This is a genomic window from Kitasatospora sp. NPDC085879 (assembly GCF_040686255.1).
Lineage (GTDB): Bacteria > Actinomycetota > Actinomycetes > Streptomycetales > Streptomycetaceae > Kitasatospora.
On sequence record NZ_JBFBJZ010000001.1, the window covers coordinates 233,325 to 256,370 of the forward strand.

Below are 23,046 nucleotides of genomic sequence, written 5' to 3' on the forward strand. Positions count from 1 at the left end.
TAAAGACCGTCATGAGCGCACCGGCAGGCACCCAGGCCACCGCGACCCCGCCCGCCCCCGCGGGCGTCGACCTCGCCGATCCCGGCTTCTGGCGGCTGCCGGAGGCCGACCGGGCCGCGGCCTTCGCCGAACTCCGGCGCCTGGACGGGCCGGTGCGCTTCACCCACCGGGTCACCGGTCGGAGCTTCCTCGCGCTCGTCCGGCACGCCGACGTGGTCGCCGCGAGCCGCACGCCCGAGGTGTTCATCAGCGGCCCGGGGGTGACCACCCCCGAGCCGGCCCGCTGGGTGCGGACGGTGTTCGGCGACTCGATGGTCAACCTGGACGACCCGCACCACGCCGACCTGCGGCGGATCGTCTCCCGCGCGTTCACCCCGCGCCTGATCTCCCGGGTCGAGGAGGACATCCGGCGGGTCGCCGCACGGATCGTCGACGAGGTGCTGGACCGCCGCCCGGAGGACTTCGTCACCGCCGTCGCCGCGGAGCTGCCCTACCAGGTGATCTGCAACATGATGGGCATCCCCGAGCGGCAGCGCCGGCAGATCCTCGCCCAGGTCAACCACGCCTCCGAGCACACCGGGGTGGCCCGCGGCCGGCTGCGGGTGCCCGGGCGCGGCCTGCGGGCACTGGCCCGGATGCAGCTGGTGATCGCCGCGCTCGGCCGGGAGCGCCGCCGCCGCCCGACCGACGACCTGATCTCCGCCCTGGTCACCGCCGACGTCGACGGCCGCCACCTCAACTCCCGCGAGCTGGGCGCCTTCTTCTCGCTGCTGCTGGTCGCCGGCGTGGAGACCACCCGCAACGCGCTCGCCCACGGCCTGGACCTGCTCACCCGGCACGCGGACCAACGCGCGCTGCTGCTGGAGGACTTCGACGCGCGGATCGGCGGAGCGGTGGAGGAGATCGTCCGGCACTCCACCCCGATCATCCAGTTCCGCCGCACCGTCGCCGCCGACCACGAGCTCAACGGCACCCGCCTCGCGCAGGGTGAGAAGGTGGTGCTGTTCTTCGTCTCCGCCAACCGCGACGAGACGGTCTTCGCCGACCCGGACGCCTTCGACATCACCCGCTCGCCCAATCCGCACCTCGGCTTCGGTGGGGGCGGCCCGCACTTCTGCCTCGGCGCCTACCTCGCCCGGCAGGAGATGAAGGTGCTCTTCGGCGAGCTGTTCACCCGGATGCCCGAGCTGCGCTCGGTGGGCGGGTCCGCGTTGATCCCGTCCAGCTTCGACCACCGCGTCCGTTCGCTGCGCTTCACCTTCTGACCTGCCCGTTCCCGCGCGGTTCCGGCCCCGGCCCCGCCGGTTCCCGCCGCCCGCGCCACCCGCAGTCCGTACGGTTCGCACCCGGTCGCTTGTCCGCTCCGGCAGACGCCGCCGCACACCGCCGACCCCTACCGTCCTGGCACCCGACCAGGACGGACGAGAGGCGAGGCACGTGCAGATGTCCACCACCGAGTGGCTGATCCACGACTACCGCGAGGACGACCTGGCGGCGGTCGTCCATCTCATCGACACCACCGCCGGACTCGGCCAGGAGTCGGTGTTCTCCCTCGCCGAGTGCATCACCGCACTGACCTCCCGCCAGCCCGCCGTGGTGGCCGTCCACCGCGGCACCCCGATCGGCGCCGCCCTCGCCCATGTCGCCGGGGACCGCGCCTGGGTGATGCGGATCGCCATCGCCCCCGGCTGGCGCGGCCGCGGACTCGCCAGCGCCCTGCTCCGCGAGCTGGAGCGCCGCCTGGTGGACCGCCGGGTCCGCCGGATCGCCTACGTCCTGCCGGAGGAGGAGCAGCTCGGCGAGGGCCTGCACAACGCCGGGTACAGCCGCCGGCCGGCCGTCGCCTACTTCGAGAAGACCGAGCCCCAGCACGGCCCGTCGGCCGGCCTGCTGGAGGAGCTCGGCGGCCGCGTCCTGCCCGGCGACCTGTGGCAGAAGGTGGCCGGCATGGAGGCCGAGAAGTCGCTGATCGAACGCCGGGTGGTGCTGCCGCTCGCCGAGCCCGAGCGGGCCGCCCGGCACGGTGTCCGGCCGCCGCGGGCGATCGCGCTGTTCGGCCCGCCCGGCACCGGCAAGACCACCTTCGCCCGGGCCGTCGCCTCCCGGCTGGGCTGGCCTTTCGTCGAGCTGCTGCCGTCCCGGCTCGCCGACGAGGGCAACCTGGCCGCCGCGCTGCGCACCGCCTTCGCCCGGATCGCCGAGCTCGAACGAGTGCTGCTCTTCATCGACGAGGTGGAGGAGATCGCACCGGTCCGCGGCGAGGGCGCGGCCGGCGGCATGCACGGTGTCACCAACGAACTGCTCAAGCTGATCCCGGGCTTCCGCGAGGGTGAGGAGCGGCTGCTGGTGTGCGCCACCAACTCGATCCGCTCGCTCGACCCGGCCTTCCTGCGCCACGGCCGGTTCGACTACCTCATCCCGATCGGCACCCCCGACGCCGCCGCCCGCAGCGCGATCTGGTCCCGGTACGCGGCCGGCCGCTCCGGCGTCGACCTCGGCGCTCTCGTCGCGGCGAGTGAGCTCTTCACACCCGCCGACATCGAACACGCCGCCGGGACGGCGGCCCAGGCGGCGTTCGAACGCGATCTCGGCGCGCCGGACGAGGAGCCGACCGGCGCGGCCGGAGCGGGGACGGAGGACTACCTGGCCGCCATCGCCCAGTGCCGGCCCACGGTCACCCCGGCGATGACGAAGGAGTTCACGGCCGACATCGGCTCGCACGCCCGGGTCTGAGCAGCGCGGTGCCGGCGCGGCCGCATCCGTGCGGCGACCGTGCCCGGCCGCCGTCCTGCCGACGGCGGCCGGGCCCCGCGGCTCAGCCGCCCGGGTGCGCGCCGACCGCGTCGCGGATCTGGTCGCCCAGACCGCCGTTGGCCCGCGCGCAGTTGCCGCAGCAGAAGAACATCCCGGCCACCTCCACCCCGTGGCCGACGATCCGCACACTGCAGTGCTCGCAGCGCGGCGCGAGCTTCTCCATCGCGCACTCGAAGCTGTCGAAGGTGTACGTGTCGCCGCTGACCGTCTTGATCTCGAAGGACAGCCAGTAGTCGTTCTTGCACACCACGCAGACCGCCATGGTCTCCACCTCGTTCCGTCGTCCGTGTTCGCGGGCCTTTCCGAGTGTCCGGCCGGTCCGCGGAGGCGGCAATCGCAAGGCTGCCGAACGGCGGCCGGACACCACCCGCACGGGCGGATCCGTACCGGCACCCTCAGCCGCGGCCGGCTCCGGCGGGCAGCACCGGCAGGCCCGCGTCCTCCTTCACCCGCTTCATCGTCATCAGCGAATTGACCTGGGCGATCCCCGGGAGCCCGGACAGCACGTCGGTGATGAAGCGCTCGTACGCGGCGACGTCGGCCACCGCGATCTTCAGCAGGTAGTCCGGGTCCCCGAACAGCCGGTGCGCCTCCACCACCTCCGGCAGCTCGGCCACCCGCTGCTCGAACTCGGCCACCGTCGCCCGGTCCTCGTGCCGCATCACCACCGTCACGAACGGCTGGAAGCCCCGGCCGACCGCCGGGCCGTCCAGCATCGCCCGGTACCCGCGGATCACCCCGGACTGCTCCAGCTGCCGCACCCGGCGCAGGCACGGCGACGGCGTCAGGCCGACCCGGTCGGCCAGCTCGGCGTTGGTCAGCCGGCCGTCCTGCTGGAGCTCGTGGAGGATTCTGCGGTCAGTGCGGTCCATGACGCAATATTCTGCCAAACCATCCCGCTGAACTGCGCAAACAGGTCATCGGCTGCTCCGCCCGTCCGGCTACCTTCGGTTACCGACACCCGACCCACGGCCGCGGAGAACACCGAACACCCATGGACGCACACGCCCTGCTCCTCTTCCTGGGAGTGGACCTCCTGCTGGTCTGCACCCCCGGACCCGACTGGCTGCTCATCGCCGCCCGCGGGCTCGGCCAGGGCCGCCGCGCCGCGCTCCTCGCGGTGGCCGGCGTCTGCGCCGGCTACACCGTCCACACTCTGCTCTCCGCCGCCGGACTCGCCGCCGCCCTGCGCGCCGTCCCCGCCGCCCTGCCCACCCTCCGCTGGGCCGGCGCCGCCTACCTCGCCGTGCTCGCCGTCACCATGCTGCTCTCCCTGCGCCGCGACGGCGGCCGCCTCCCCGAGTCCCGCCCGGAACCCGCCCGGACCGTCCTGCGGCAGAGCGTCCTCACCGCCCTCCTCAACCCCAAGGGCCTGCTGCTCTACCTCTCCCTCGTCCCGCAGTTCGTCGACCCCGCCGCCACCCTCCCCGTCGGCGGCCAGATCCTCGCCCTCGGCGCCGTCAACGTCCTCAGCTGCGCCCTCGTCTACGCCGCCGTCGCCCTCGTCGCCGGCCGCGCCCGCACCACCCTCGGCTCCACCCCCACCGCCGCCCGCCGCATGACCGCCGTCTCCTCCGTCCTCCTGCTCCTCGTCGCCGGCGTCACCGCCACCGCCTGACCCCCGATCGGGAGACTGTGGCCCCGGCCATGGTGACTGGCCGTCAACTGCAGACGGCCCGTGGCGCCGTACCTGCCGCCGGGGGAACGCGCCGGGTGCGATCGGCGTACTTCCGCGCATGGACACCGTGGAGAACGGCCCCCGGCCACACCACTACCGGTCCGCGCACAAGGTGCTCGCGGGCCTCGCCCGGGACCTCGGGCCGCGGATGCTGGACGGCGTCCCGGCCGAGGGCATCGAACCGGGCGGCAGAAACCGGAACTGATCACACGTCAGACACCTGCAAGCCGCCCGGCGGACGGGTTCTGCGCATACGCTTCACCGGTATGACAGGGGACGGGCACCGCGGGCACTACATCGTGTGCGGGGGCAATGCGCTGGCACACCGCCTGGTGGCGGAGCTGACGGAGCAGTACGAGGTACCGGTGGTCGCCGTGGTGCCGGACCGCGAACGCGACCACGGGCCGCGGATCGGGCGGCTGCCCGGCGTCGCGGCCGTGCTGGAGTACGGGGCGGTGACCGAGGAGGCGCTGCGGGCCGCCGGGGTCGCCGGCGCGCTCGGCATCGCCCTGGTCGACGGCGACGACCAGCAGAACATCCATGCCGCGCTGACCGCGCAGGGCGCCAACCCCGGTATCCGGGTCGTCCTGCGGATGTTCAACCAGCGGCTCGGCGAGCACATCGAACGCCTGCTGCCCAACTGCGCGGCGCTCTCCGGCTCCGCCACCGCCGCCCCGGCCTTCGCCAACGGCGTCCTCGGCCGCCCCCACTCCGTTCCCGTCGACGGGCGGTACCTGTACATCGCGTACGACGGGGACATCGGCGAGGGCCGGCTCTGCCTGGTCGCCGACCGGATCGACCGGCAGGACCTCTCCCGGCTGCGGCTGCTGCCGGAGACCGCCGGCCGGGCCGCCGAATTCATCGCACTGGCCCGAAGATTCGGCGACAACGGGCCGCCCGGCGCCGACCCCTCCGTGCCACCCGTCCCGCCCGGCGGCCAGGACGGCCTCGCCGCCCTGCAGGCCCTCGCCTCCGAACCCCCGCTGGGCATCCCGTGGACCTCGCGGCTGCGCTGGTCCCTGCTGGACGCGCTCCGCTACGTCACCGGCGTCCGGATGCGGCTGGTGCTGAGCACCGCCTTCGCCGCCGTGCTGCTCAGCACCGCCGTCCTCTACCTCGCCCACCGCGACCTCGGCTGGACGGTCTACCTCGCGTTGCTCGACCTCGCCGGAGCGGCCCAGCCGGACGATCCCGGGCAGACCGGGCCCGGCGGGATCTGGGCCAGGGCCGCCCAGGTGGTCATCACCTTCTGCGGCATCACCTTCATGCCGGTCGCCACCGCCGTCGTGGTGGAGGCCCTGGCCAGCGGCCGCCGCGGGGTGCCGCGTGCCCCGAGCGCGGGGGTGCGCGGCCACGTCGTCGTGGTCGGCCTCGGTAGCGTCGGCATCCGGGTGGCCACCCTGGTGCAGGAGACCGGCGTGCCGGTGGTCTGTGTCGAGCGCGACCCGCAGGCCCGCGGCATCGCCGCCGTCCGGGCGCGGGGCATCCCGGTGCTGGTCGGCGACGCCCCGTTGGAGAGTCAGCTGCGCCGGGCCCGGATCCACAAGGCCCGCGCGCTGGCGGCCGTCACCAGCGACGACGCGGCGAACCTGGAGGCCGCGCTGGAGGCGAGGGCCGTCCGGCCGGACATGCGGATCGTCGTCCGGCTCTTCGACGACGACTTCGCGCACCACGTCTACGCGACGCTCGGCAACGTCGCCTCCCGCTCGGTCTCCTACCTCTCCGCACCGGCCTTCGCCGCTGCGCTGATGGGTCGTGAGGTGCTCGGCACCCTGTCGGTGTACCGGCACGTGCTGCTGATCGCCGAGGTCGCGGTGGACGCCACCTCCGGCCTGGCCGGCCAGGACGTGCACGGCATCGAGCAGCCCGGTGGCGTCCGGGTGCTCGCCGTCCGGCTCGCCCGCCGCCCGGCCGACCTGCAGTGGAACTTCGCCGACCGGGCCCACCGGCTGCAGGCCGGCGACCGGATCGTGGTCGCCGCCACCCGCAGCGGCCTGGCCCGGCTGGCGACCCCCGTCCCGCCGGGCGCTCCGGCGCCCGCCCCGCCCCCGCCGCGAAGCCCGGAGCCGGGGACCGGCCCGGAACCGCAGAGCAGCCCGGAGCCGCCGGCGGTCAGTCCGTGACGCCGGCCGCCTTCGCCGCCTCCAGCCACCCGGGGTAGGCGGCCAGCAGTCGCCCGTAGAGGGCGTCGTCGGCGAGCGAGCGCGGGTGCTTGCCGGTGGCGCAGAAGCCGGCGTTCGGGGTGGCCCGGCCGTCGAGGCCGGTCAGCGAGCGGAGGAACGTGAAGTGCTTGGCGTCGTGCTCGCCGAAGCCCAGGAACTGCCAGAAGACCGGCAGCTGGGAGGAGGACCGCAGCAGCGCCTGGACGTCCTTCCTGTCGAACGCGGCACCGTCCGTCTGGAAGATGACGAAGGCCGGGTCGGTCGCCCCGCACTCCTTGTAGTGCTTCAGTACGGCCTTCATCGCCGGGGCGTAGCGGGTGCCGCCGAACTTCGCGTCGACCGCCGCCCGCACCTGCTGCACGGCGCCGTCGTGCCGACCGATCCGGACCTCCTGCGGCTCGTACGCCCGGTCGTTGAAGAGCACCACCGGGACGGTGCCGTCGTCGTCCAGGTTGGCGGAGAGCGCCAGCGACTGCTCGGCGAGGCGCTGCACGGAGCCGTCCCGGTAGAGGCCGCTCATCGAGGCGGAGTGGTCGAGCACCAGGTAGACGGCGGCCCGGCGGCCGTCCAGGCCCTGCTTGCGCAGCGAGACACCGGCGGTCTTGTAGAGCGACACCAGGGCGGGTGCGGCGGCCTGGAGCTTGTCGAGGCTGATCGCCGGGCCCGCGCCGGCCCGCGCCGGGGCGGTCGGCCGGGCCGGGGCCTGCGGCGGCTGCGCGGCTGCCGGGCCGGCGGTCGGTGCGGCCGTGCCGCGTCTGCGCCGGCGGAAGAACATCCACATGGTCGGAACCCCCCTGCCTGCGGTACGAGAGGCGATCGTCGCAGGCAGCGGCCCCGGTGCGCAATGGATCGCACGCCGGGGCCGGTTCGGGCCGGGCGGGGCCGACGGGCCGTCAGCGGCCCTGGAACTCGGGCTTGCGCTTCTCGGCGAAGGCGGCCATGCCCTCCTTCTGGTCCGCCGTGGCGAAGGCCGCGTGGAAGAGCCGCCGCTCGAAGCGGACACCCTCGGCGAGGGTGGTCTCGAAGGCGCGGTTGACGCTCTCCTTCATCATCACCGCGGCCGGCGCCGACATCTCCGCGACGGTCTCCGCGACGGCCATCGCCTCGGTGAGCAGGTCGGCGGCGGGGACGATCCGGGAGACCAGGCCGGCCCGCTCGGCCTCCTCGGCGCCCATCATCCGGCCGGTCAGGCACAGCTCCATCGCCTTGGCCTTGCCGACCGCGCGGGTCAGCCGCTGCGAGCCGCCGATGCCGGGGATGACGCCGAGCTTGATCTCCGGCTGGCCGAACTTCGCGGTGTCCGCGGCGATCAGGATGTCGCACAGCATGGCGAGCTCGCAGCCGCCGCCGAGCGCGAAGCCGGCGACCGCGGCGACCACCGGCTTGCGGAGCTGCCCGAGCCGGTCCCAGGGGCCGAGCCAGTCGTCCAGGTAGACGTCGGGGAAGCGGTTGCCCTGCATCTCCTTGATGTCGGCGCCGGCCGCGAAGGCCTTCTCCGAGCCGGTGACGACCAGACAGCCGATCTCCGGGTCGCGGTCGAAGGCGGTGGCGGCGGCCACGACCTCGTTCATCAGCTGCGTGTTCAGCGCGTTGAGCGCCTTCGGCCGGTTGAGCGTGATGATGCCGACCCGGCCCTTGCGGTCCACCAGGATCGTCTCGTACTCGGTCATCGTCGTTGACTCCCTTCGCTGCGCCGCCGCTCGGCGCGCGTCCTGACGGTGGATACGATCTCCGACCGACCGGTCGGTGCGCCAGTCTCGCCAGGCGAGACGGTCGTCACCCCAGACCGAGCGGGTCGCCGGTCGGCGTGAAGAACCGCGCCACGTCCTCGTCCGTGACGTCGGCGAGCGCGGCCGGCTTCCACTGCGGGTTGCGGTCCTTGTCGACCACCTGGGCGCGGATGCCCTCCACCAGGTCGTGCGAGTCCAGCGCGGCGCAGGAGATCACGTACTCCTGCTCCAGGGTCTCGCCGAGGCTGCGGTGGCCGCGGGCGCGGCGCAGCGCGGCCAGGGTGACCTTGAGCGCGGTCGGCGACTTGCCGCGGATCTCGTCGGCGGCGGACGCGGCGGCGGGCTCGCCCGCGGCGTCGAGCCGGTCGAGGATCTCCTCCACGGTGTCGGCCGCGTAGCAGTGGTCGATCCACGCGCGCTGCCCCGCGAGGCCGGCGGCGGGCGGTTCGGCGGCGTACGCGGCGACGGCCTCGGCGGGGTCGGCCTCGGCGAGCGCCGCGGTGAAGGCCTCCAGCGCGGCGGCCGGCACGAAGTGGTCGGCGAAGCCGCAGAGCAGCGCGTCGCCCGGGCCCATCGAGGCGGAGGTGAGGCCGAGGTGGGTGCCGAGCCCGCCAGGGGCGAGGGCGAGCAGCCGGCTGCCGCCGACGTCCGGCATGAGGCCGATCCTGGTCTCCGGCATGGCCACGGTGGACCGCTCGGTGACGACCCGGACGGCGCCGTGCGCGGAGAGCCCGACGCCGCCGCCCATGGTGATGCCGTCCATCACGGCGACGTACGGCTTGGGGTAGCGGGAGATCAGGTGGTTCAGCCGGTACTCGTCGGCGAAGAACACCCGGGCACCGGCCCCGCCCGCCAGCGCGTCGTCGTGCAGCACCCGGATGTCGGCGCCCGCGCACAACCCGCGCTCGCCGGCGCCCGTGAGCACCACCGTGCCGACGGTGTCGTCGTCGGCCCAGGCCAGCAGGGTGTCGCGGACCTCCAGCAGCATGCCGTGGGTGAGCGCGTTCAGCGCCCTCGGCCGGTCCAGGACGATCCGTCCCGCCCTGCCGTCCCGCCGGACCTGCACACTCATTCCGCTGCTCCCGTCTCGAAGGCCGTGCCGAGGGAAACGATACGGGTGACCGGTCGGCGGAACCGGTGGGGAGGGGCGGGCATGGGGACCTTTCTGGACATCGCCCTCGCGGCGGCGCTGGTGCTGCTGCTCGGGCGGACGACGTTCCGGCGCGGCCCGAACGCGGGCAGCATGGCGCTGATCGTGGTGGTCGGCGCGGTCGCGCTGTGGCGGGGGCTCGGACCGGGGGCGGGCTGGCTGGTGCCGTTCACCTTCGTGGTGCTGGCGCTGGCGCTGCTGCAGATCGCCCTCGCGGTGGCGGTGCTGAGCCGGATCCGGCTCGCCGCCCCGGCCGACCTGCACCGGGAGATCCTGGCCGCGGCCGGGCGCCCGGACGGGCCGCGGCTGGTGGTGCTGGCGGTGGCGCCGTTCGGCACGGTCCTGGTGCAGGGGGTGACGGACGACCCTGCGGGCGCCTCGGTGCGGCTGTCCGACGGCTGCCCGATCTGCTTCGTCGAGGGCGTCGCCCTGGCGGTGCTGGACGACGACGCCGCGGTGGCCGCCTACCGGGGCCGGTTGGCCGGCGGCGACAACCAGCTGTTCCGGCTCACCCGCGGGGTGATCGACGACCGCTGGCAGGCCGAGCTGCGCCCGGTGAACGGCCCGCGCAAGCCGTTCCGCCCGGTCGCCTGCCCCGTCCACCCCGGCTGAGCGGGGCGGGCCGGGAAGCGGGCGGCCGGGCGGAACGGTCGGACGGAGCGGCTGTCAGGGCACGATCCGGCCGACGACCTCGCCGAAACCGATCCGGGTGCCGTCCGGGCCGGGGGCGGTGGCGGTGATGGCCACCTCGTCGCCGTCCTCCAGGAAGGTCCGGGCGGAGCCGTCCGGGAGCTTGATCGGGTGCTCGCCGTTCCAGGTGAGTTCGATCAGGGCGCCGCGGGTCTCCGGCTCGGGGCCGCTGACGGTGCCGGAGGCGAACAGGTCGCCGGTGCGCAGCGAGGCGCCGTTGACCGTCATGTGGGCGAGCTGCTGCGCGGCCGTCCAGTACATCGCGGCGAACGGCGGCCGGGAGATCGGGTGGCCGTTCAGCCGGACCTCGATGGCGAGGTCCAGGCCCCAGGGCTCGCCGCCGCGGTCGTCGAGGTACTCCAGCGGCTCGACGTCGCGGGCGGGCGGGGCGACCCGGGCGTGCTCCAGCGCGTCCAGCGGGACGACCCACGGGGAGACCGAGGTGGCGAAGGACTTGCCGAGGAAGGGGCCGAGCGGCACGTACTCCCAGGCCTGGATGTCGCGCGCGGACCAGTCGTTGAGCAGGCAGACGCCGAAGACGTGCTCGCGGAAGGCCGCCATCGGGACGGCGGTGCCGAGTACGCTCGGGGCGCCGACGACGAAGCCGACCTCGGCCTCGATGTCCAGCCGGCGGGACTTGCCGAAGCCCGGCGCCGGGTCGGCCGGGGCCTTGCGCTGCCCGTTCGGACGGACCACGGGGGTGCCGGAGACCACCACGGTGCCGGCCCGGCCGTGGTAACCGATCGGCAGGTGCTTCCAGTTGGGGGTGAGCGGCTCCGAACCGGGGCGGAAGATCCGGCCCAGGTTGGACGCGTGGTGCTCGGAGGCGTAGAAGTCGACGTAGTCCGCGACCTCGAACGGCAGGTGCAGTTCGACCTCGGCGAGCGGCAGCAGGCACGGGCCGACCGCCGGGCGGTGGGCCTCGTCGGTGAGCCACTCGGTGAGCGCGCCGCGGACCTCGCGCCAGGTGCGGTGGCCGGCCGCCATCAGCGGGTTGAGGGTGTCGGCGTCCAGCAGCACGGACGGCGCGCCGACCGCGCGGGCGGCCGCCCCGGCGTCCAGCACGTGTTCGCCGATCCGGACGCCGATCCGGCGCCGGCCGGGCTGGTCGTTCGCGCTGAACACGCCGTACGGCAGGTTGCGGATGCCGTAGGGGGAGTCCTGCGGGATGTCGAGCCAGGTCAACGGTCCTCCAGCGGGGGTGGGCTGAGCAGGCCGAGGCCGGCCAGGTCGTCGAGGGGTTCGGCGATGCTGCAGGTGCCGAAGGAGGTGAACGACCGCCGGGCGGCCGCCACCTGGGTGTCCGTCAGGGCGGTGACGGCGGCGGCGACGACGGTCGCCGATCGCTCGTTCAGCGCCTCCACCGCACCGGCCCGGTCGCCCGCGGCCGCGGCGAGCAGCACGTTGAGGAACCCGTGGTGCTCGAACCCGGTCCGCGGGTCGGTGTGCCGGACGGCGTGGTGCAGGCCCGCGGTGCACTTGTACGGCAGCGCCCGCTCGGCGCAGCCGACCAGGAAGGCGGCCAGCTCGCCGACCGGCGGGAAGGCCTCGGCGGTGAGCCCGCCGGTGCGGTACTTCGCCCGGTACGGGGTGCCCGCCAGGGCGTCCAGCGTGTCCTCCGGCCGTCCGCCGCGCGGTAGTTCGACGGCCGCGTCGACGCCCTCGGGCAGTTCGGCGGCCAGCTGCGCCACGGTGGCGGCGACGTCGGCGGTGGCGATCTCGATGCCCACCACGTCCAGCCCGGCGGCCGCCTTCAGGGCCTCGGCCGGGCCGGGGCCGCCCTGCGGCAGCACCAGCCCGACCGGCAGCGGGCCGGTGCCGGCGGTGGCGAGGAGGTCGGCCAGCCGGCCGGGGCCGCAGAGGAACGGGCCGACCGCCGGCGCGTACCAGGCGGTGCGGTGGCCGCGGTGGGCCGGCACCGCCTCGGCGAGCGGCAGGTCGCCGGGCGGGAAGAGCGCGGCGTCGTCGAAGAGTCCCGCGAAGAGCGCCTTCACCGGCCCGGCCCCCGTCCGCCGGACCACGTCCAGGCGTAGCCCGGGTCCTCGCTCGCGGTGCCGCCCTCGCCGAGCTCCAGCGGCTTGAAGGTGTCCACCATGACGGCGAGTTCGTCGAAGAACTCGACGCCGACGGACCGCTCGTACGCGCCCGGCTGCGGGCCGTGGGTGTGGCCGCCGGGGTGCAGCGAGATCGAGCCCTGGCCGATCCCGGAGCCCTTGCGGGCCTCGTAGTTGCCGCCGCAGTAGAACATGACCTCGTCGCTGTCCACGTTGGAGTGGTAGTACGGCACCGGGATCGACAGCGGGTGGTAGTCCACCTTGCGCGGCACGAAGTTGCAGATGACGAAGTTGTTGCCCTCGAAGACCTGGTGCACCGGCGGCGGCTGGTGGATCCGGCCGGTGATCGGCTCGAAGTCCTCGATGTTGAAGGCGTACGGGTAGAGGCAGCCGTCCCAGCCGACCACGTCGAACGGGTGGTGCGGCACGGTGTAGCGGGTGCCGACCACGCCGGTCGAGCCGCGGTGCTTGACCAGCACGTCGACGTCGGCGCCCTCGACCAGCAGCGGCCCGACCGGCCCGCGCAGGTCCCGCTCGCAGTACGGCGCGTGCTCCAGCAGCTGCCCGAACCGGGACAGGTACCGCTTGGGCGGGGTGATGTGGCTGTTCGCCTCGATGCAGTACGCGCGCAGCGGCCCGTCGCCGGTGGGCACCCAGCGGTGCGTGGTGGCCCGGGGGATGATCACGTAGTCGCCGCGGCCGACCTCCAGCGAGCCGAAGACGGTCTCGACGGTGGCCTCGCCGTCCTCCACGTACACGCACTCGTCGCCGAGCCCGTTGCGGTACAGCTCGCTCGGCGCGCCCGCGACCACGTACGAGATCCGCACGTCGCCGTTGCCGAGGACGAGGCGGCGCCCGGCCACCACGTCGACACCCTTCCAGTCCTCGCCGAAGAGCTGGTGCAGCTTCAGGTGGCGGGGGATCAGCGGAAGGTTGGGCGTGGTGGCCTGGTTCGGCAGCTCCCACGGACGGGCGTCCACGATCGCCGAGGGGATGCCCCGGTGGTAGAGCAGCGAGGAGTCGGAGAAGAATCCCTCCTCGCCCATCAACTCCTCGTAGTACAGCCCGCCCTCGGGTGTGCGGTGCTGGGTGTGCCGCTTGGGCGGGATGTCGCCCAGCTGCCGGTAGTGCGCCATGTCCCGGTCTCCTCGTCAGGGGGTGGGTCAGAGGTTTCCGCGCTTGTCCTGCTCGCGCTCGATGGCCTCGAAGAGCGCCTTGAAGTTGCCCTTGCCGAAGCCCAGCGAACCGTGGCGCTCGATGAACTCGTAGAAGACGGTCGGCCGGTCGCCGATCGGCTTGGTGAAGATCTGCAGCAGGTAGCCGTCCTCGTCGCGGTCGACCAGGATGCCGCGCTTCTTCAGCTCCTCGATCGGGACGCGGACCTTGCCGATCCGCTCGCGCAGCGCCGGGTCGTCGTAGTAGGAGTCCGGGGTGTTGAGGAACTCCACGCCGCGTGCGCGCAGCACGTCGACGGTGGTGAGGATGTCGTTGGTGGCGAGCGCCATGTGCTGGCAGCCGGCACCGGTGTAGAACTCCAGGTACTCGTCGATCTGCGACTTCTTCTTGGCGATCGCCGGCTCGTTCAGCGGGAACTTCACCCGGTGGTTGCCGCTCGCGACGACCTTGGACATCAGCGCGGAGTACTCGGTGGCGATGTCGTCGCCGACGAACTCGGCCATGTTCACGAAGCCCATGACCCGGTTGTAGAACGAGACCCACTCGTCCATCCGGCCGAGCTCCACGTTGCCGACCGCGTGGTCCAGCGCCTGGAACAGCCGCTTCGGCGCGCCCTCGGGCCGCTGCACCCTCGTCTCGGCGACGACGTAGCCGGGCAGGTACGGGCCGGTGTAGCGGGAGCGGTCGATCAGGGTGTGCCGGGTCTCGCCGTAGGTGGCGATCGCGGCGCGGCGGACGGTGCCGTGCTCGTCGGAGACGTCGTTCGGCTCCTCCAGGACCGTGGCGCCCTGGGCGCGGGCGTGCGCGATGCACTTGTCGACGTCCGGCACCACCAGCGCCAGGTCGACCACGCCGTCGCCGTGCCGGCGGTGGTGGTCCAGCAGCGGGCTGTCCGGGGAGACACCGCCCTTGATCACGAAGCGGCAGGAGCCGGAGCGCAGCACGAACGCCTTGCGGTCGCGGCGGCCGGTCTCCGGACCGGAGTAGGCCACCAGCTCCATGCCGAACACGGCCTGGTAGAACTGCGCCGTCTGGGTGGCGTTGCCGACGACGAAGACCACCGCGTCCTGCGCGGTGACCGGGAAGGGGTCGCCCGCGGGGTCGTGCTCGACCAGGCCGACGAGCGTGCGGAGCTGCTCGGCGTCGAGGCCGGCCTCCAGCTCGGCGGGGGTGAGTTCCACGGCGTTGGCGGTCATCGGTAATCCTCCACGTTGAGGTACTCCGCACCGCGAAGGGTCGGGCGGTAGCGGTTGCGCAGAGCTTGCCTCCGGTCAGGGGGTTGGGCAACAGCTGCGGATTCCACTGATCAATGTGTACAAGGTGAGCAGGTGGGGTTCCTCCGGGCTGTACGGATTGCCCACTCATCGGGGCACCGGCGCGAGGTGCTCGGCGAACCACTCCGCGGCCAGCGCGGCCACCGCCTCCAGCGCGCCCGGCTCCTCGAAGAGATGGCCGGCGTCCGGGACGACCGCCAGCGCCGTCCCGGCCCGCAGCCGCGCCTCGGCCTGCCGGTTCAGCTCCAGCACCGTGCGGTCCGCACCGCCGACGATCAGCAGCGTCGGTGCCGTCACCTCGGCCAGCCGGTCCGTGGCCAGGTCGGGCCGGCCGCCGCGGGAGACCACCGCGGCCACCCGCAGGTCCGGCTCGGCGGCCGCCCGCAGTGCGGCCGCCGCGCCGGTGCTCGCGCCGAAGTAGCCGACCGGCAGCCCGGCGCAGTCCGGCCGGGCGGCGATCAGACGGGTCACCGCGGCGAGCCGGCCGCCGAGCAGCTCGGTGTCGAAGACCTTCACCCGGTCGATCTCCTCGGCGGGGGTGAGCAGGTCGAACAGCAGGGTGGCCAGCCCGGCCCGGTTGAGCTCGCCCGCCACGTACCGGTTGCGCGGGCTGAGCCGGCCGCTGCCGCTGCCGTGCGCGAACAGCACCAGGCCCAGCGCGTCCTGCGGCCGGGTCAGCACCCCGAGCAGCTCCACGCCGCCCACCTCCAGGGTGATCTCCGGGTCCTCCGGCTCCCGCTGCCGCTCGGCGGCCTCGTCGAGCAGGGCGATCACCTCGGCGTCCGAGGTCTGCGAGAAGTCGGCGTAAAACTCGCCGATCGCCCAGAACCGGGCCGGGGTGTGCGGGCAGACCAGCTCGTCGACGTCCTTGCCGAGCCGGGCGGCCCAGTCCTGCGGCGCCACCGGCACCGCCAGCACCACCCGGGCGGCGCCCCGGGCGCGGACGATCCGGCATGCGGCCAGTGCGGTCGAGCCGGTGGCCACCCCGTCGTCCACCACGATCACCGTGCGGCCCGTCAGCGCGACGGGCGCGCGGCCCCGGCGGTACTTCTCGGCCCGGCGCTCCAGCTCGGCGCGCTCCTGCCGCTCGACCTCGGCGATCTGCTCGTGGGTGACCCGGGCGCTGCGCACCACCGCGTCGTTGACGACCCGGGCGCCGTCCTCGCCGATCGCGCCCATGCCGAGCTCCGGCTGGAAGGGCACGCCCAGCTTGCGGATCACACAGATGTCCAGCGGCGCGCGGAGCGCCCGGGCCACTGGTGCGGCGACCGGGACGCCGCCGCGCGGCAGGGCCACCACGACCGGGTCGGCCCCGCGCCACCGTTGCAGTTCGGCCGCCAGCCGGCGGCCCGCTTCCTCGCGGTCGGGGTAGTACATGGCTGCGCCTCTCCCTGTCCACCGTACGTCCGCGGAGCGCATCGATCAGGGGATGCCGGGGGCGGCTACGGCAGCGCCGCCGCCAGAAGGTCCACGTAGCGGATGTCGGGCGGGGCGGCGAGCAGGCGGGGCACGGCCTCCATCAGGGCGGCGGCGATCCGGCCCTGCAGGTGGTACTCGCGGCCCTGTGCGTCGTCGAAGGTGTCGAAGATGCCGAACACCGTCTCGCTCTCGCGGAAGGCGAACCAGGTCCGGGTGTCCACCTCCTCCACCGCCATCGGCAGGGCTGCGAGCAGCAGCTCGGCGACCTCCTCGGCGTGCTCCGGCTTGGCCTCGATGCGGGCGAGCAGTCCGACGGGCGGCATGGGACCTCCAGGTCTGGGCGGGTGGGACGGCGGTGATCAGCTGTGCCGCGCGAAGTCCTCCAGCGACACCGTGTACTCACCGCTCTCGGCGGAGTGCCGGACGCAGTAGGCGCGCGGGTACCAGCCGGGCACCTGCCAGGCCTGCGGCTGCTTCACCGGCCGGCAGGCGTCGGCCGGATCGGCGCTCTCGGCGGCCTTCAGCGTGGCCAGCGTGATCATCGGCTCCAGGAAGGTGATCCTGGCGTCGTAGGTGCCGTACACAAAGGTGCGGGTGAATCCCTGCCCGTGCCACTCCTCGCCGGTGAGGTCGGTGAGGTGGTTGCCCATGGCGACCTGGACGATGCCCTTGTCGGTGTAGTCGGCGGGCAGGTACTCGGGCGGCAGCGGCCGGGTCGCGGTGGCGTAGTCGTCGCAGTTGACCAGGGCGCCGCACGGGCCGGGGCGGATCGCCTGCCGCTCCCGGTCGGACTGCAGGTAGAAGTGCACGTCGACGTGCGGGCGGTCGTAGACCTTCGGCGGGCCGTGGCCGGCCGGGTCCCAGTTGAGCATGGCGAAGGTCAGCGGGATGCCGGGCAGGCCGCGCAGGGCCCGGGGCAGGGCCAGCGCGTACTCGTGGCCGCCGGCGCACTCGTGCATCGGGTCGATGGTGCCGTCGCCGTCGCGGTCGAAGCAGTGCTTGCCGTCGGCCGGCTCGGTGGGCAGATCGTCCAGCGAGCCGCGGGTCAGGGCGACTCCGATCTCCACGGGCTTGTCCCCGCGAAGCCGGGCGTAGGCGTGGGCGGCGCCGTCGCCCAACGGGACGGGCCGCCCGTAGACGGTACGCAGGTGCTGGGCGGCGGCGGCCGGGGCCGCCGGCAGCAGGGCGGTGGCCAGCAGGGCGGCGGCGAGCAGACGGCGGATCGGGTGGGGGCGCGGGTTGGGCGGCATGCCGGCGGGCCTTTCGCAACAGGGGGCACTCCTGGCCACTGTGCCGGGCCGGGGCCGGACCGGCGCCCGCTGCTGCTCCGTCCGGGGGCGCGGCGGTGAACGGGCGTCAGGCGAACGGCCTTTACCTGACGGCCTCTTGACGGTGACTTTACCGAAGCCTGATCATCATGAGCGCGTCAAGTTAACGGTCGCCCACCCCCACCCCACCGGGCGGCCGCACCGTCAGGTCCCGTTCTGCCCCACCGGAATCCGGAGTCCTACGTGTCCCTGCATGCCCACCGGCGTGCGCAGCGGCGACCCCGCCTGCGCCGTCCCGCCGCCCTGGCCGCCGTCGCAGCCGCAGCCCTTGCCGCGACGCTGCTCGTCCCCGCCGCGTCCGCGCGGCCCGCCCCGGCCCTCGCGGCCGCCCCCGACATCCCGGTCGCCAACGTCAAGGCGCACCTCGCCCAGCTGCAGTCCATAGCCACCGCCAACGGCGGCAACCGGGCGCACGGCAAGGCCGGCTACAAGGCCTCGATCGACTACGTGAAGGCCAAGCTGGACGCGGCCGGCTACACCACGGCGCTGAAGACCTTCAGCTACAACGGCGCCACCGGCTACAACCTGATCGCCGACTGGCCGGGCGGTGACACCTCCCACGTGGTGATGGCCGGCTCCCACCTGGACTCCGTCACCGGTGGCCCGGGCATCAACGACAACGGCTCCGGCTCGGCCGGCATCCTCGAGGTCGCGCTCGCCGTCTCGCGGGCCGGTCTGCAGCCCACCAAGCACCTGCGGTTCGGCTGGTGGGGCGCCGAGGAGTACGGCATGGTCGGGTCCAAGAACTACGTCAACGGCCTCTCCAGCGGCGAGCGTTCGAGCATCGAGGCGTACCTCAACTTCGACATGATCGGCTCGCCGAACCCCGGCTACTTCGTCTACGACGACGACACCAAGCTGGACACCCTCTTCAAGACGTACTTCTCGGGCATCGGCGTGGCCACCGAGCCGGAGACCGAGGGCGACGGGCGCTCCGACCACGCGCCGTTCAAGAACGCCGGCATCCCCGTCGGCGGCCTGTTCAGCGGCGCCGACTACACCAAGACCAGCGCGCAGGCGAGCAAGTGGGGCGGCACCGCGGGCCAGGCCTTCGACCGCTGCTACCACTCCTCCTGCGACACCAGCGCGAACATCAACGACACCGCGCTGGACCGGATGAGCGACGCCATCGCGCACGCGATCTGGACCCTCGGCACCGAGACCGCCCCGCCGCCCGGCACGGTCTTCGAGAACACCGCCGACGTCGCGATCCCGGACGCCGGCGCCGCGGTGACCTCCTCGATCACCGTCTCCGGCGTGTCCGGCAACGCGCCCGCCGCCCTCCAGGTGGGCGTGGACATCAAGCACACCTGGCGCGGCGACCTGGTGATCGACCTGGTCGCGCCGGACGGCAGCACCTACCGGCTGAAGAACTCCAGCTCCAACGACTCGGCCGACAACGTGATCACCACCTACACCGTCAACGCCTCCGGCGAAGTCGCCAACGGCCCCTGGAAGTTGAAGGTGCAGGACGTGGCCGCGCAGGACATCGGGACGATCGACAGCTGGAAACTGACCTTCTGACGGGCAGGGTGGAGGGGGTGCCGGAGAGGCGGCACCCCCTCCTTCGCCGTTACGGCTGCATCTCGTAGGCGCCGGAGAGCGACTCGACCTTCGCCCAGACCCGGGCGGCGCGCTCCGCGTCGGCCACCGGGCGGCGGACGTGGGCCAGCGCCCAGGCGGCCTGCTCCTCGGTGGTCGAGGACTTGCCGTGAAGCTCGGTGGCGTGCGCGGAGAAGTCCCGCACCAGGGCGTCGAAGATCTGGTCCAGGACGTCCCCGCCCTCGTTGGACGCGGTCAGGCCGGTCAGCTCCGCCTGCTCCAGCACCAGCTGGCCGTAGACGACCAGCGCGAACAGCTGGCCGATCTCCAGCAGGAAGTCCAGGTCCTGCTGCTGCTCGGCGCTCGGCGCGTGGGCCAGCAGCAGCGCGCACAGGCCGTCCGCCTGCTCGCGGAAGCGGGCCACGTTCGGCACGGCGGCGTGCGCGTCGTAGGCGGTGCGCCAGTCGTGGAAGCGGATCGCACCGAGGCCACGGGCCGGGCCCTGCTGGAACAGGAAGGCGTCGTCCGCGGCGTCCAGCCGGCTCGGCACCGGCGCGAACTCGGCCGGGGCGAACAGGTAGTTGCCCATGAACTTGAGGATCAGCGCCAGGTTGACGTGGACGGTGCCCTCCAGCTTCGGCAGGCCGCGGATGTCCTTGGCGGCCTTGTCGAAGTAGGTGTCCGCCTCGAAGCCCTTGGCCGCGATGACGTCCCACATCAGGTCGATGACCTTCTCGCCCTCGGTGGTGACCTTCATCTTGGTCATCGGGTTGAACAGCAGGTAGCGGCGGTCCTCCGGCGAGGCGGTGCGGAAGTAGTCGACCGACCGGGCGCTGAACAGCTTCATCGCGACCAGGCGCGCGTAGGCGTCGGTCAACTCCCGCCTCACGTGCGCGAACTCGGTGACCTTCTTGCCGTACAGCACCCGGTTGTCGGCGTGCGTCACGGCCTCGTACATCGCGTGCTCGCAGATGCCGATCGACGCGGTGCACAGGTTGAACTTGCCGACGTTGACGGTGTTCAGCGCGGCGTCGAAGGCGGCCTTGCCGGTGTGCAGCACGTCCTCGGCGCGCACCGGGTACTCCTCCAGGCGGAACTCGCTGACGTACATCTGCGCGTTCACCACGTTCTTGACCAGGTGGTACGCCTCGTGCCGGCTGTCCGCGGCGAAGAAGACGTAGCCCTCCGGGCCCTCGACGTCGGAGCGGCGGCCGAAGACCGACACCAGGCCGGCCACGTTGCCGTTGCCGATGTAGTACTTGGAGCCCGTCGCGGTGAAGCCGCCCTCGGCGTCCGGGGTGAGCACCATGTCGGTGGAGTAGATGTCCGCGCCGTGGCTGCGCTCGGACAGGCCGAAGGCCATCACGTGGCCCTCGGCGAGCAGCTGCGCGGCGCGGGCGCGGACCGCCTCGTTCTCGCTCTGCCAGACCGGGCCGAGGCCCAGGATGGTGACCTGCCAGGTGTACCAGTAGCCCAGGCCGTAGAAGCCGAGGATCTCGTTGAGCTCGGCGATCCGCGCGGTGTCCCAGCGCTTCGCCGGGTCCGCCGAGGACGGCGTCAGGAACTCCGCGAACAGGCCCTCCTTGGCGGCGAACTCCAGGAAGTCCGCGTACCAGCTGCGGTCGATGTAGGTGTCGATCAGCGCCTTCTTGCCGCGCGACTCGAACCAGTCGACGGTGGCACGCAGCAGCCGGCGGGTGGTGTCGTCGAACTGCGCCGGGTCGTACGAGCGCGGGTTGAACAGCTGCATCATCAGGTCCCAGGGGTCGAGGGTGGCGGGGATTGCAGGCGGTGCAGGGTGGCGAGCACGTCGTCCAGCCAGGCGAGGATCATCCGCTCGTACTCGATGCCGCCGCGCAGCACCACGTGCTGGAGGCGCTGCTGGGCGTCGAGGGCGTCCGGATCGGGGAAGTCCCGCTGCTCACCGGTCAGGTAGCGGGCGAGCAGGGCGGCGTGCTCGGCGCGGTGCCGTTCGACCTCGGGGACGAGCGCGGCCGGGTCGTCGAAGGCGGCGGCCCGGATCTTCACGGCCAGCTCGTGCCGGACGGTCTCCGGCTCGACCGGCTCGCGCAGCCAGCCGACCAGGACGCGCCGGCCCACCGCCGTCGCCGAGTACACCTTCTTGTCCGGCCGCCCGTCCTGGGCGACCTCCTCCACGGCGACCTGGCCGTCCGCCTCCATCCGCCGCAGCACCCGGTAGATCTGCTGGTGGGTGGCGGTCCAGAAGCGCCCGATCGAGCGGTCGAACCGGCGGGCCAGCTCATAACCGGACCCGGGCTGCTCCAGGAGGGAGACGAGGATCGCGTGCTCCAGTGCCATGCCCACAATCCTGCTATGCAACGAGTTGCATAGGCAATGCGGGCGCGTCCGGGTGAGACGCACCTCACGCGGGACCGGCCGCGGAAGAATGGCCGGATGGACGAGGAGGAGCTGCTGCTGCGGCGGATGCACGCACAGTTCGGCCGGCCGAGCGGGCGGGCCGCGATGGCGGCCCGGGCGTCGGCGGGCGTGCAGGCGCAGGACGCGCCGGCGGCCCGGCTGGCACTGCGGGCCCGCGGGGTGGCGGACCCGGCCGAGCCCGGGCGGGCGCTCGCCGCGGGGGAGACGGTGGTGCTGGCGCTGATGCGCGGCACGCTGCACCTGGTGCCGGCCGCCGACGCCCGCTGGATGCTCGGGCTGTTCGCCGACCGCAACCTGGCCGCCGGGGCCCGGCGCCGCCGCGAGCTCGGGCTGACCGAGGAGGTCTGCGCCCGCGCCCTGGACCTGCTGCCCGACCTGCTGGACGTGCCGCGCAGCCGCGCCGAGCTGGTCCGGCTGTTGAACGGGCAGGGGCTGGGCATCGAGCCCAAGGGGCAGGCCCCGGCGCATCTGATGGGCTTCGCCACGGCGCACGGGGTGCTCTGCCGGGGCGCCGACGTGGCACCGCGCGAGCCCGGGTACGTGCCGCTGCCCGCGGGCGGTCCGGCCCCCGCCGACCCGGCGGCCGAGCTGGCCGGCCGCTACCTGGCCGCCTTCGGCCCGGCCGCGGCGGCCGATTTCGCGCTCTGGTCCGGCCTGCCGCTGCGCGAGGCCCGGCGCGCCGTGGCCGCGGCCGGGGCGGTGGAGGCGGCGCCCGGCCTGTTCACGGTGCCCGGCGTCGAGCCGCCGCCGGCCGGTCCGCCGACGGTGCGGCTGCTCGGTGCGTACGACAACTTCGTGATCGGCTACCGGGACCGGGACGCCATGCTGCCGCCGGAGTTCGCCCGGCGGATCAACGCGGGCGGCGGGATCGTCAAGCCGGCGCTGGTGGCGGACGGCCGGGTGCTCGGCGTCTGGCGGCGGGAGAAGGGCGCGCTGGTGGTCGAGCCCTTCGCGCCGCTGTCGGCCGCGGTGCGGGAGGGCCTGGCCGCGGAGACCGCCGCGGTGGGGGCGTTCCTCCAGGTCGACGTGGAGCTCCTGGTCGATCGACCTGCCTGAGAGCGGCAAATGGGTAATAATCGGGCGTAAAGGTTATATAAGGGACACAATGGGTAAAGGGCAATCGCCCGCCTTGTCACGGACCTTGGAGGTGGTTCCCGGTGTCGACCCAGCTTCCGGGTATGGAGCGTCATCCGGACATCCTTGCAATGCGTGAACACTACGAGCGCGTCACCTCGACGATGCTCGCGCAGGGCGTCGAGGCGCTCTGCGTGGTCGCCGGACTCTTCCTGGCGATCTCTCCCTGGGTGGTCGGCTTCGCCCTCTTCCCCGCCGCGGGTGGCATCCAGGGCGTGACCCTGAGCAACCTGATCTGCGGCCTCGCCTTCGCCTTCCTGATGGGCGGGTACGCCACCGCCTTCGAGCGCACCCACGCACGTGCCTGGGCCGCGGCGGCGATCGGCGTCTGGACGATCGTCGCGCCCTGGGCGACCGTCGGGGACCAGGCCTTCTACCGGACGATCTGGACCAACTGCGTGACCGGCGGTGTGATGGCCTGCCTGGCCGGCGCCGCCATCGCCATGACCTTGACCGGCACGTCCTCGAGGATGGGCAGGAGCCGCGGATGACGGA

General features: G+C 73.4%; 23 protein-coding genes. 9 read left to right on the plus strand and 14 right to left on the minus strand.

The window, feature by feature from the left end; all coding sequences use genetic code 11:
- Window positions 1-11: 11 nt before the first annotated feature.
- Window positions 12-1,265, plus strand: a complete 1,254-nt coding sequence (locus tag AB0P35_RS01010) for a cytochrome P450 (RefSeq protein WP_363504624.1) — start codon at window positions 12-14, stop codon at window positions 1,263-1,265.
- A 178-nt stretch (window positions 1,266-1,443) separates the two neighbouring features.
- Window positions 1,444-2,733, plus strand: coding sequence for a bifunctional GNAT family N-acetyltransferase/ATP-binding protein (locus tag AB0P35_RS01015; RefSeq protein ID WP_363504627.1), 1,290 nt, complete (start codon window positions 1,444-1,446; stop codon window positions 2,731-2,733).
- An 82-nt stretch (window positions 2,734-2,815) separates the two neighbouring features.
- Here the strand turns inward: AB0P35_RS01015 and AB0P35_RS01020 are convergent, their stop codons facing one another.
- Complete coding sequence (locus AB0P35_RS01020; RefSeq protein ID WP_095875323.1) at window positions 2,816-3,076, minus strand: Prokaryotic metallothionein; 261 nt, start codon at window positions 3,074-3,076, stop codon at window positions 2,816-2,818.
- 133 nt (window positions 3,077-3,209) lie between these two features.
- Window positions 3,210-3,686 carry an Lrp/AsnC family transcriptional regulator gene (locus AB0P35_RS01025; RefSeq protein ID WP_363504630.1) on the minus strand — a complete coding sequence of 159 codons (477 nt, stop codon included), beginning with the start codon at window positions 3,684-3,686 and terminating at the stop codon, window positions 3,210-3,212.
- A gap of 122 nt (window positions 3,687-3,808) precedes the next feature.
- Here AB0P35_RS01025 and AB0P35_RS01030 point away from each other — a divergent pair, with 122 nt between their 5' ends.
- From AB0P35_RS01030 to AB0P35_RS01040, 3 genes are all read left to right on the plus strand, one after another.
- Window positions 3,809-4,432 (plus strand): LysE family translocator, encoded by a 624-nt coding sequence (locus AB0P35_RS01030; protein ID WP_095872353.1) that lies wholly within the window; start codon window positions 3,809-3,811, stop codon window positions 4,430-4,432.
- 118 nt (window positions 4,433-4,550) lie between these two features.
- Window positions 4,551-4,697, plus strand: a complete 147-nt coding sequence (locus tag AB0P35_RS01035) for a hypothetical protein (RefSeq protein WP_363504633.1) — start codon at window positions 4,551-4,553, stop codon at window positions 4,695-4,697.
- Between the two features lie 61 nt (window positions 4,698-4,758).
- Window positions 4,759-6,615: an NAD-binding protein gene (locus tag AB0P35_RS01040; protein WP_363504636.1), complete on the plus strand. Its 1,857-nt coding sequence runs from the start codon at window positions 4,759-4,761 to the stop codon at window positions 6,613-6,615.
- Here AB0P35_RS01040 and AB0P35_RS01045 read toward each other — a convergent pair.
- From AB0P35_RS01045 to AB0P35_RS01055, 3 genes are all read right to left on the minus strand, one after another.
- On the minus strand, window positions 6,605-7,435 hold the full coding sequence (locus AB0P35_RS01045; RefSeq protein ID WP_363504639.1) for a VWA domain-containing protein: 831 nt from the start codon (window positions 7,433-7,435) through the stop codon (window positions 6,605-6,607). The genes AB0P35_RS01040 and AB0P35_RS01045 overlap by 11 nt on opposite strands.
- A gap of 112 nt (window positions 7,436-7,547) precedes the next feature.
- The gene (locus AB0P35_RS01050; protein ID WP_363504642.1) at window positions 7,548-8,324 is read right to left on the minus strand and encodes an enoyl-CoA hydratase; all 777 of its coding nucleotides are present in this window, start codon (window positions 8,322-8,324) and stop codon (window positions 7,548-7,550) included.
- Window positions 8,325-8,430: 106 nt separating this feature from the next.
- Window positions 8,431-9,456 (minus strand): enoyl-CoA hydratase/isomerase family protein, encoded by a 1,026-nt coding sequence (locus tag AB0P35_RS01055; RefSeq protein WP_363504645.1) that lies wholly within the window; start codon window positions 9,454-9,456, stop codon window positions 8,431-8,433.
- A gap of 81 nt (window positions 9,457-9,537) precedes the next feature.
- Here AB0P35_RS01055 and AB0P35_RS01060 point away from each other — a divergent pair, with 81 nt between their 5' ends.
- Window positions 9,538-10,146, plus strand: coding sequence for a hypothetical protein (locus tag AB0P35_RS01060; RefSeq protein WP_095872349.1), 609 nt, complete (start codon window positions 9,538-9,540; stop codon window positions 10,144-10,146).
- 54 nt (window positions 10,147-10,200) lie between these two features.
- Here the strand turns inward: AB0P35_RS01060 and fahA are convergent, their stop codons facing one another.
- The 7 genes from fahA to AB0P35_RS01095 form a co-directional block, all read right to left on the minus strand.
- The gene (gene fahA, locus AB0P35_RS01065) at window positions 10,201-11,409 is read right to left on the minus strand and encodes a fumarylacetoacetase (protein ID WP_363504648.1); all 1,209 of its coding nucleotides are present in this window, start codon (window positions 11,407-11,409) and stop codon (window positions 10,201-10,203) included.
- Entirely contained in the window at window positions 11,406-12,218 is an 813-nt protein-coding gene (locus AB0P35_RS01070) for a hypothetical protein (RefSeq protein WP_363504651.1), read from the minus strand. The genes fahA and AB0P35_RS01070 overlap by 4 nt, the downstream gene beginning before the upstream one ends.
- Window positions 12,215-13,414 carry a cupin domain-containing protein gene (locus AB0P35_RS01075; protein ID WP_363504654.1) on the minus strand — a complete coding sequence of 400 codons (1,200 nt, stop codon included), beginning with the start codon at window positions 13,412-13,414 and terminating at the stop codon, window positions 12,215-12,217. Before AB0P35_RS01075 ends, AB0P35_RS01070 begins: the two co-directional genes overlap by 4 nt.
- A 27-nt stretch (window positions 13,415-13,441) precedes the next feature.
- Window positions 13,442-14,650, minus strand: a complete 1,209-nt coding sequence (hppD, locus tag AB0P35_RS01080) for a 4-hydroxyphenylpyruvate dioxygenase (protein WP_095872346.1) — start codon at window positions 14,648-14,650, stop codon at window positions 13,442-13,444.
- Between the two features lie 165 nt (window positions 14,651-14,815).
- The gene (locus AB0P35_RS01085; protein WP_363504657.1) at window positions 14,816-16,105 is read right to left on the minus strand and encodes a phosphoribosyltransferase family protein; all 1,290 of its coding nucleotides are present in this window, start codon (window positions 16,103-16,105) and stop codon (window positions 14,816-14,818) included.
- Between the two features lie 65 nt (window positions 16,106-16,170).
- Window positions 16,171-16,470, minus strand: a complete 300-nt coding sequence (locus tag AB0P35_RS01090) for an antibiotic biosynthesis monooxygenase (RefSeq protein WP_363504660.1) — start codon at window positions 16,468-16,470, stop codon at window positions 16,171-16,173.
- A gap of 36 nt (window positions 16,471-16,506) precedes the next feature.
- A complete protein-coding gene (locus AB0P35_RS01095; protein ID WP_363504663.1) occupies window positions 16,507-17,397 on the minus strand; it encodes a hypothetical protein in 891 nt (296 codons plus the stop codon).
- A 267-nt stretch (window positions 17,398-17,664) separates the two neighbouring features.
- Between AB0P35_RS01095 and AB0P35_RS01100 the strand changes: the two genes are divergently transcribed.
- Window positions 17,665-18,999, plus strand: a complete 1,335-nt coding sequence (locus tag AB0P35_RS01100) for a M28 family metallopeptidase (RefSeq protein ID WP_363504964.1) — start codon at window positions 17,665-17,667, stop codon at window positions 18,997-18,999.
- Between the two features lie 49 nt (window positions 19,000-19,048).
- Here the strand turns inward: AB0P35_RS01100 and AB0P35_RS01105 are convergent, their stop codons facing one another.
- Window positions 19,049-20,770 carry an acyl-CoA dehydrogenase family protein gene (locus AB0P35_RS01105; RefSeq protein ID WP_363504665.1) on the minus strand — a complete coding sequence of 574 codons (1,722 nt, stop codon included), beginning with the start codon at window positions 20,768-20,770 and terminating at the stop codon, window positions 19,049-19,051.
- Window positions 20,770-21,336: a PadR family transcriptional regulator gene (locus AB0P35_RS01110; RefSeq protein WP_363504668.1), complete on the minus strand. Its 567-nt coding sequence runs from the start codon at window positions 21,334-21,336 to the stop codon at window positions 20,770-20,772. Before AB0P35_RS01110 ends, AB0P35_RS01105 begins: the two co-directional genes overlap by 1 nt.
- Before the next feature lie 96 nt (window positions 21,337-21,432).
- On the opposite strand from AB0P35_RS01110, the gene AB0P35_RS01115 reads away from it, so the two are divergent.
- Together AB0P35_RS01115 and AB0P35_RS01120 are read left to right on the plus strand one after the other, a co-directional pair.
- Window positions 21,433-22,473: a crosslink repair DNA glycosylase YcaQ family protein gene (locus tag AB0P35_RS01115; protein WP_363504671.1), complete on the plus strand. Its 1,041-nt coding sequence runs from the start codon at window positions 21,433-21,435 to the stop codon at window positions 22,471-22,473.
- A 149-nt stretch (window positions 22,474-22,622) separates the two neighbouring features.
- Window positions 22,623-23,042: an SPW repeat protein gene (locus AB0P35_RS01120; RefSeq protein ID WP_363504674.1), complete on the plus strand. Its 420-nt coding sequence runs from the start codon at window positions 22,623-22,625 to the stop codon at window positions 23,040-23,042.
- Window positions 23,043-23,046: the final 4 nt, after the last annotated feature.

Coding starts and splice junctions, on each gene's coding strand:
- AB0P35_RS01045 (WP_363504639.1), bottom strand. CDS start 7,435: ATGTGGATGTTCTTCCGCCGGCGCAGACGCGGCACGGCCGCACCGACC.
- AB0P35_RS01025 (WP_363504630.1), bottom strand. CDS start 3,686: ATGGACCGCACTGACCGCAGAATCCTCCACGAGCTCCAGCAGGACGGC.
- AB0P35_RS01115 (WP_363504671.1), top strand. CDS start 21,433: ATGGACGAGGAGGAGCTGCTGCTGCGGCGGATGCACGCACAGTTCGGC.
- AB0P35_RS01095 (WP_363504663.1), bottom strand. CDS start 17,397: ATGCCGCCCAACCCGCGCCCCCACCCGATCCGCCGTCTGCTCGCCGCC.
- AB0P35_RS01090 (WP_363504660.1), bottom strand. CDS start 16,470: ATGCCGCCCGTCGGACTGCTCGCCCGCATCGAGGCCAAGCCGGAGCAC.
- AB0P35_RS01050 (WP_363504642.1), bottom strand. CDS start 8,324: ATGACCGAGTACGAGACGATCCTGGTGGACCGCAAGGGCCGGGTCGGC.
- AB0P35_RS01120 (WP_363504674.1), top strand. CDS start 22,623: ATGCGTGAACACTACGAGCGCGTCACCTCGACGATGCTCGCGCAGGGC.
- hppD (WP_095872346.1), bottom strand. CDS start 14,650: ATGACCGCCAACGCCGTGGAACTCACCCCCGCCGAGCTGGAGGCCGGC.
- AB0P35_RS01085 (WP_363504657.1), bottom strand. CDS start 16,105: ATGTACTACCCCGACCGCGAGGAAGCGGGCCGCCGGCTGGCGGCCGAA.
- AB0P35_RS01075 (WP_363504654.1), bottom strand. CDS start 13,414: ATGGCGCACTACCGGCAGCTGGGCGACATCCCGCCCAAGCGGCACACC.
- AB0P35_RS01110 (WP_363504668.1), bottom strand. CDS start 21,336: ATGGCACTGGAGCACGCGATCCTCGTCTCCCTCCTGGAGCAGCCCGGG.
- AB0P35_RS01055 (WP_363504645.1), bottom strand. CDS start 9,456: ATGAGTGTGCAGGTCCGGCGGGACGGCAGGGCGGGACGGATCGTCCTG.
- AB0P35_RS01035 (WP_363504633.1), top strand. CDS start 4,551: ATGGACACCGTGGAGAACGGCCCCCGGCCACACCACTACCGGTCCGCG.
- AB0P35_RS01030 (WP_095872353.1), top strand. CDS start 3,809: ATGGACGCACACGCCCTGCTCCTCTTCCTGGGAGTGGACCTCCTGCTG.
- AB0P35_RS01105 (WP_363504665.1), bottom strand. CDS start 20,770: ATGATGCAGCTGTTCAACCCGCGCTCGTACGACCCGGCGCAGTTCGAC.
- AB0P35_RS01015 (WP_363504627.1), top strand. CDS start 1,444: ATGTCCACCACCGAGTGGCTGATCCACGACTACCGCGAGGACGACCTG.
- AB0P35_RS01020 (WP_095875323.1), bottom strand. CDS start 3,076: ATGGCGGTCTGCGTGGTGTGCAAGAACGACTACTGGCTGTCCTTCGAG.
- AB0P35_RS01040 (WP_363504636.1), top strand. CDS start 4,759: ATGACAGGGGACGGGCACCGCGGGCACTACATCGTGTGCGGGGGCAAT.
- AB0P35_RS01010 (WP_363504624.1), top strand. CDS start 12: ATGAGCGCACCGGCAGGCACCCAGGCCACCGCGACCCCGCCCGCCCCC.
- AB0P35_RS01060 (WP_095872349.1), top strand. CDS start 9,538: ATGGGGACCTTTCTGGACATCGCCCTCGCGGCGGCGCTGGTGCTGCTG.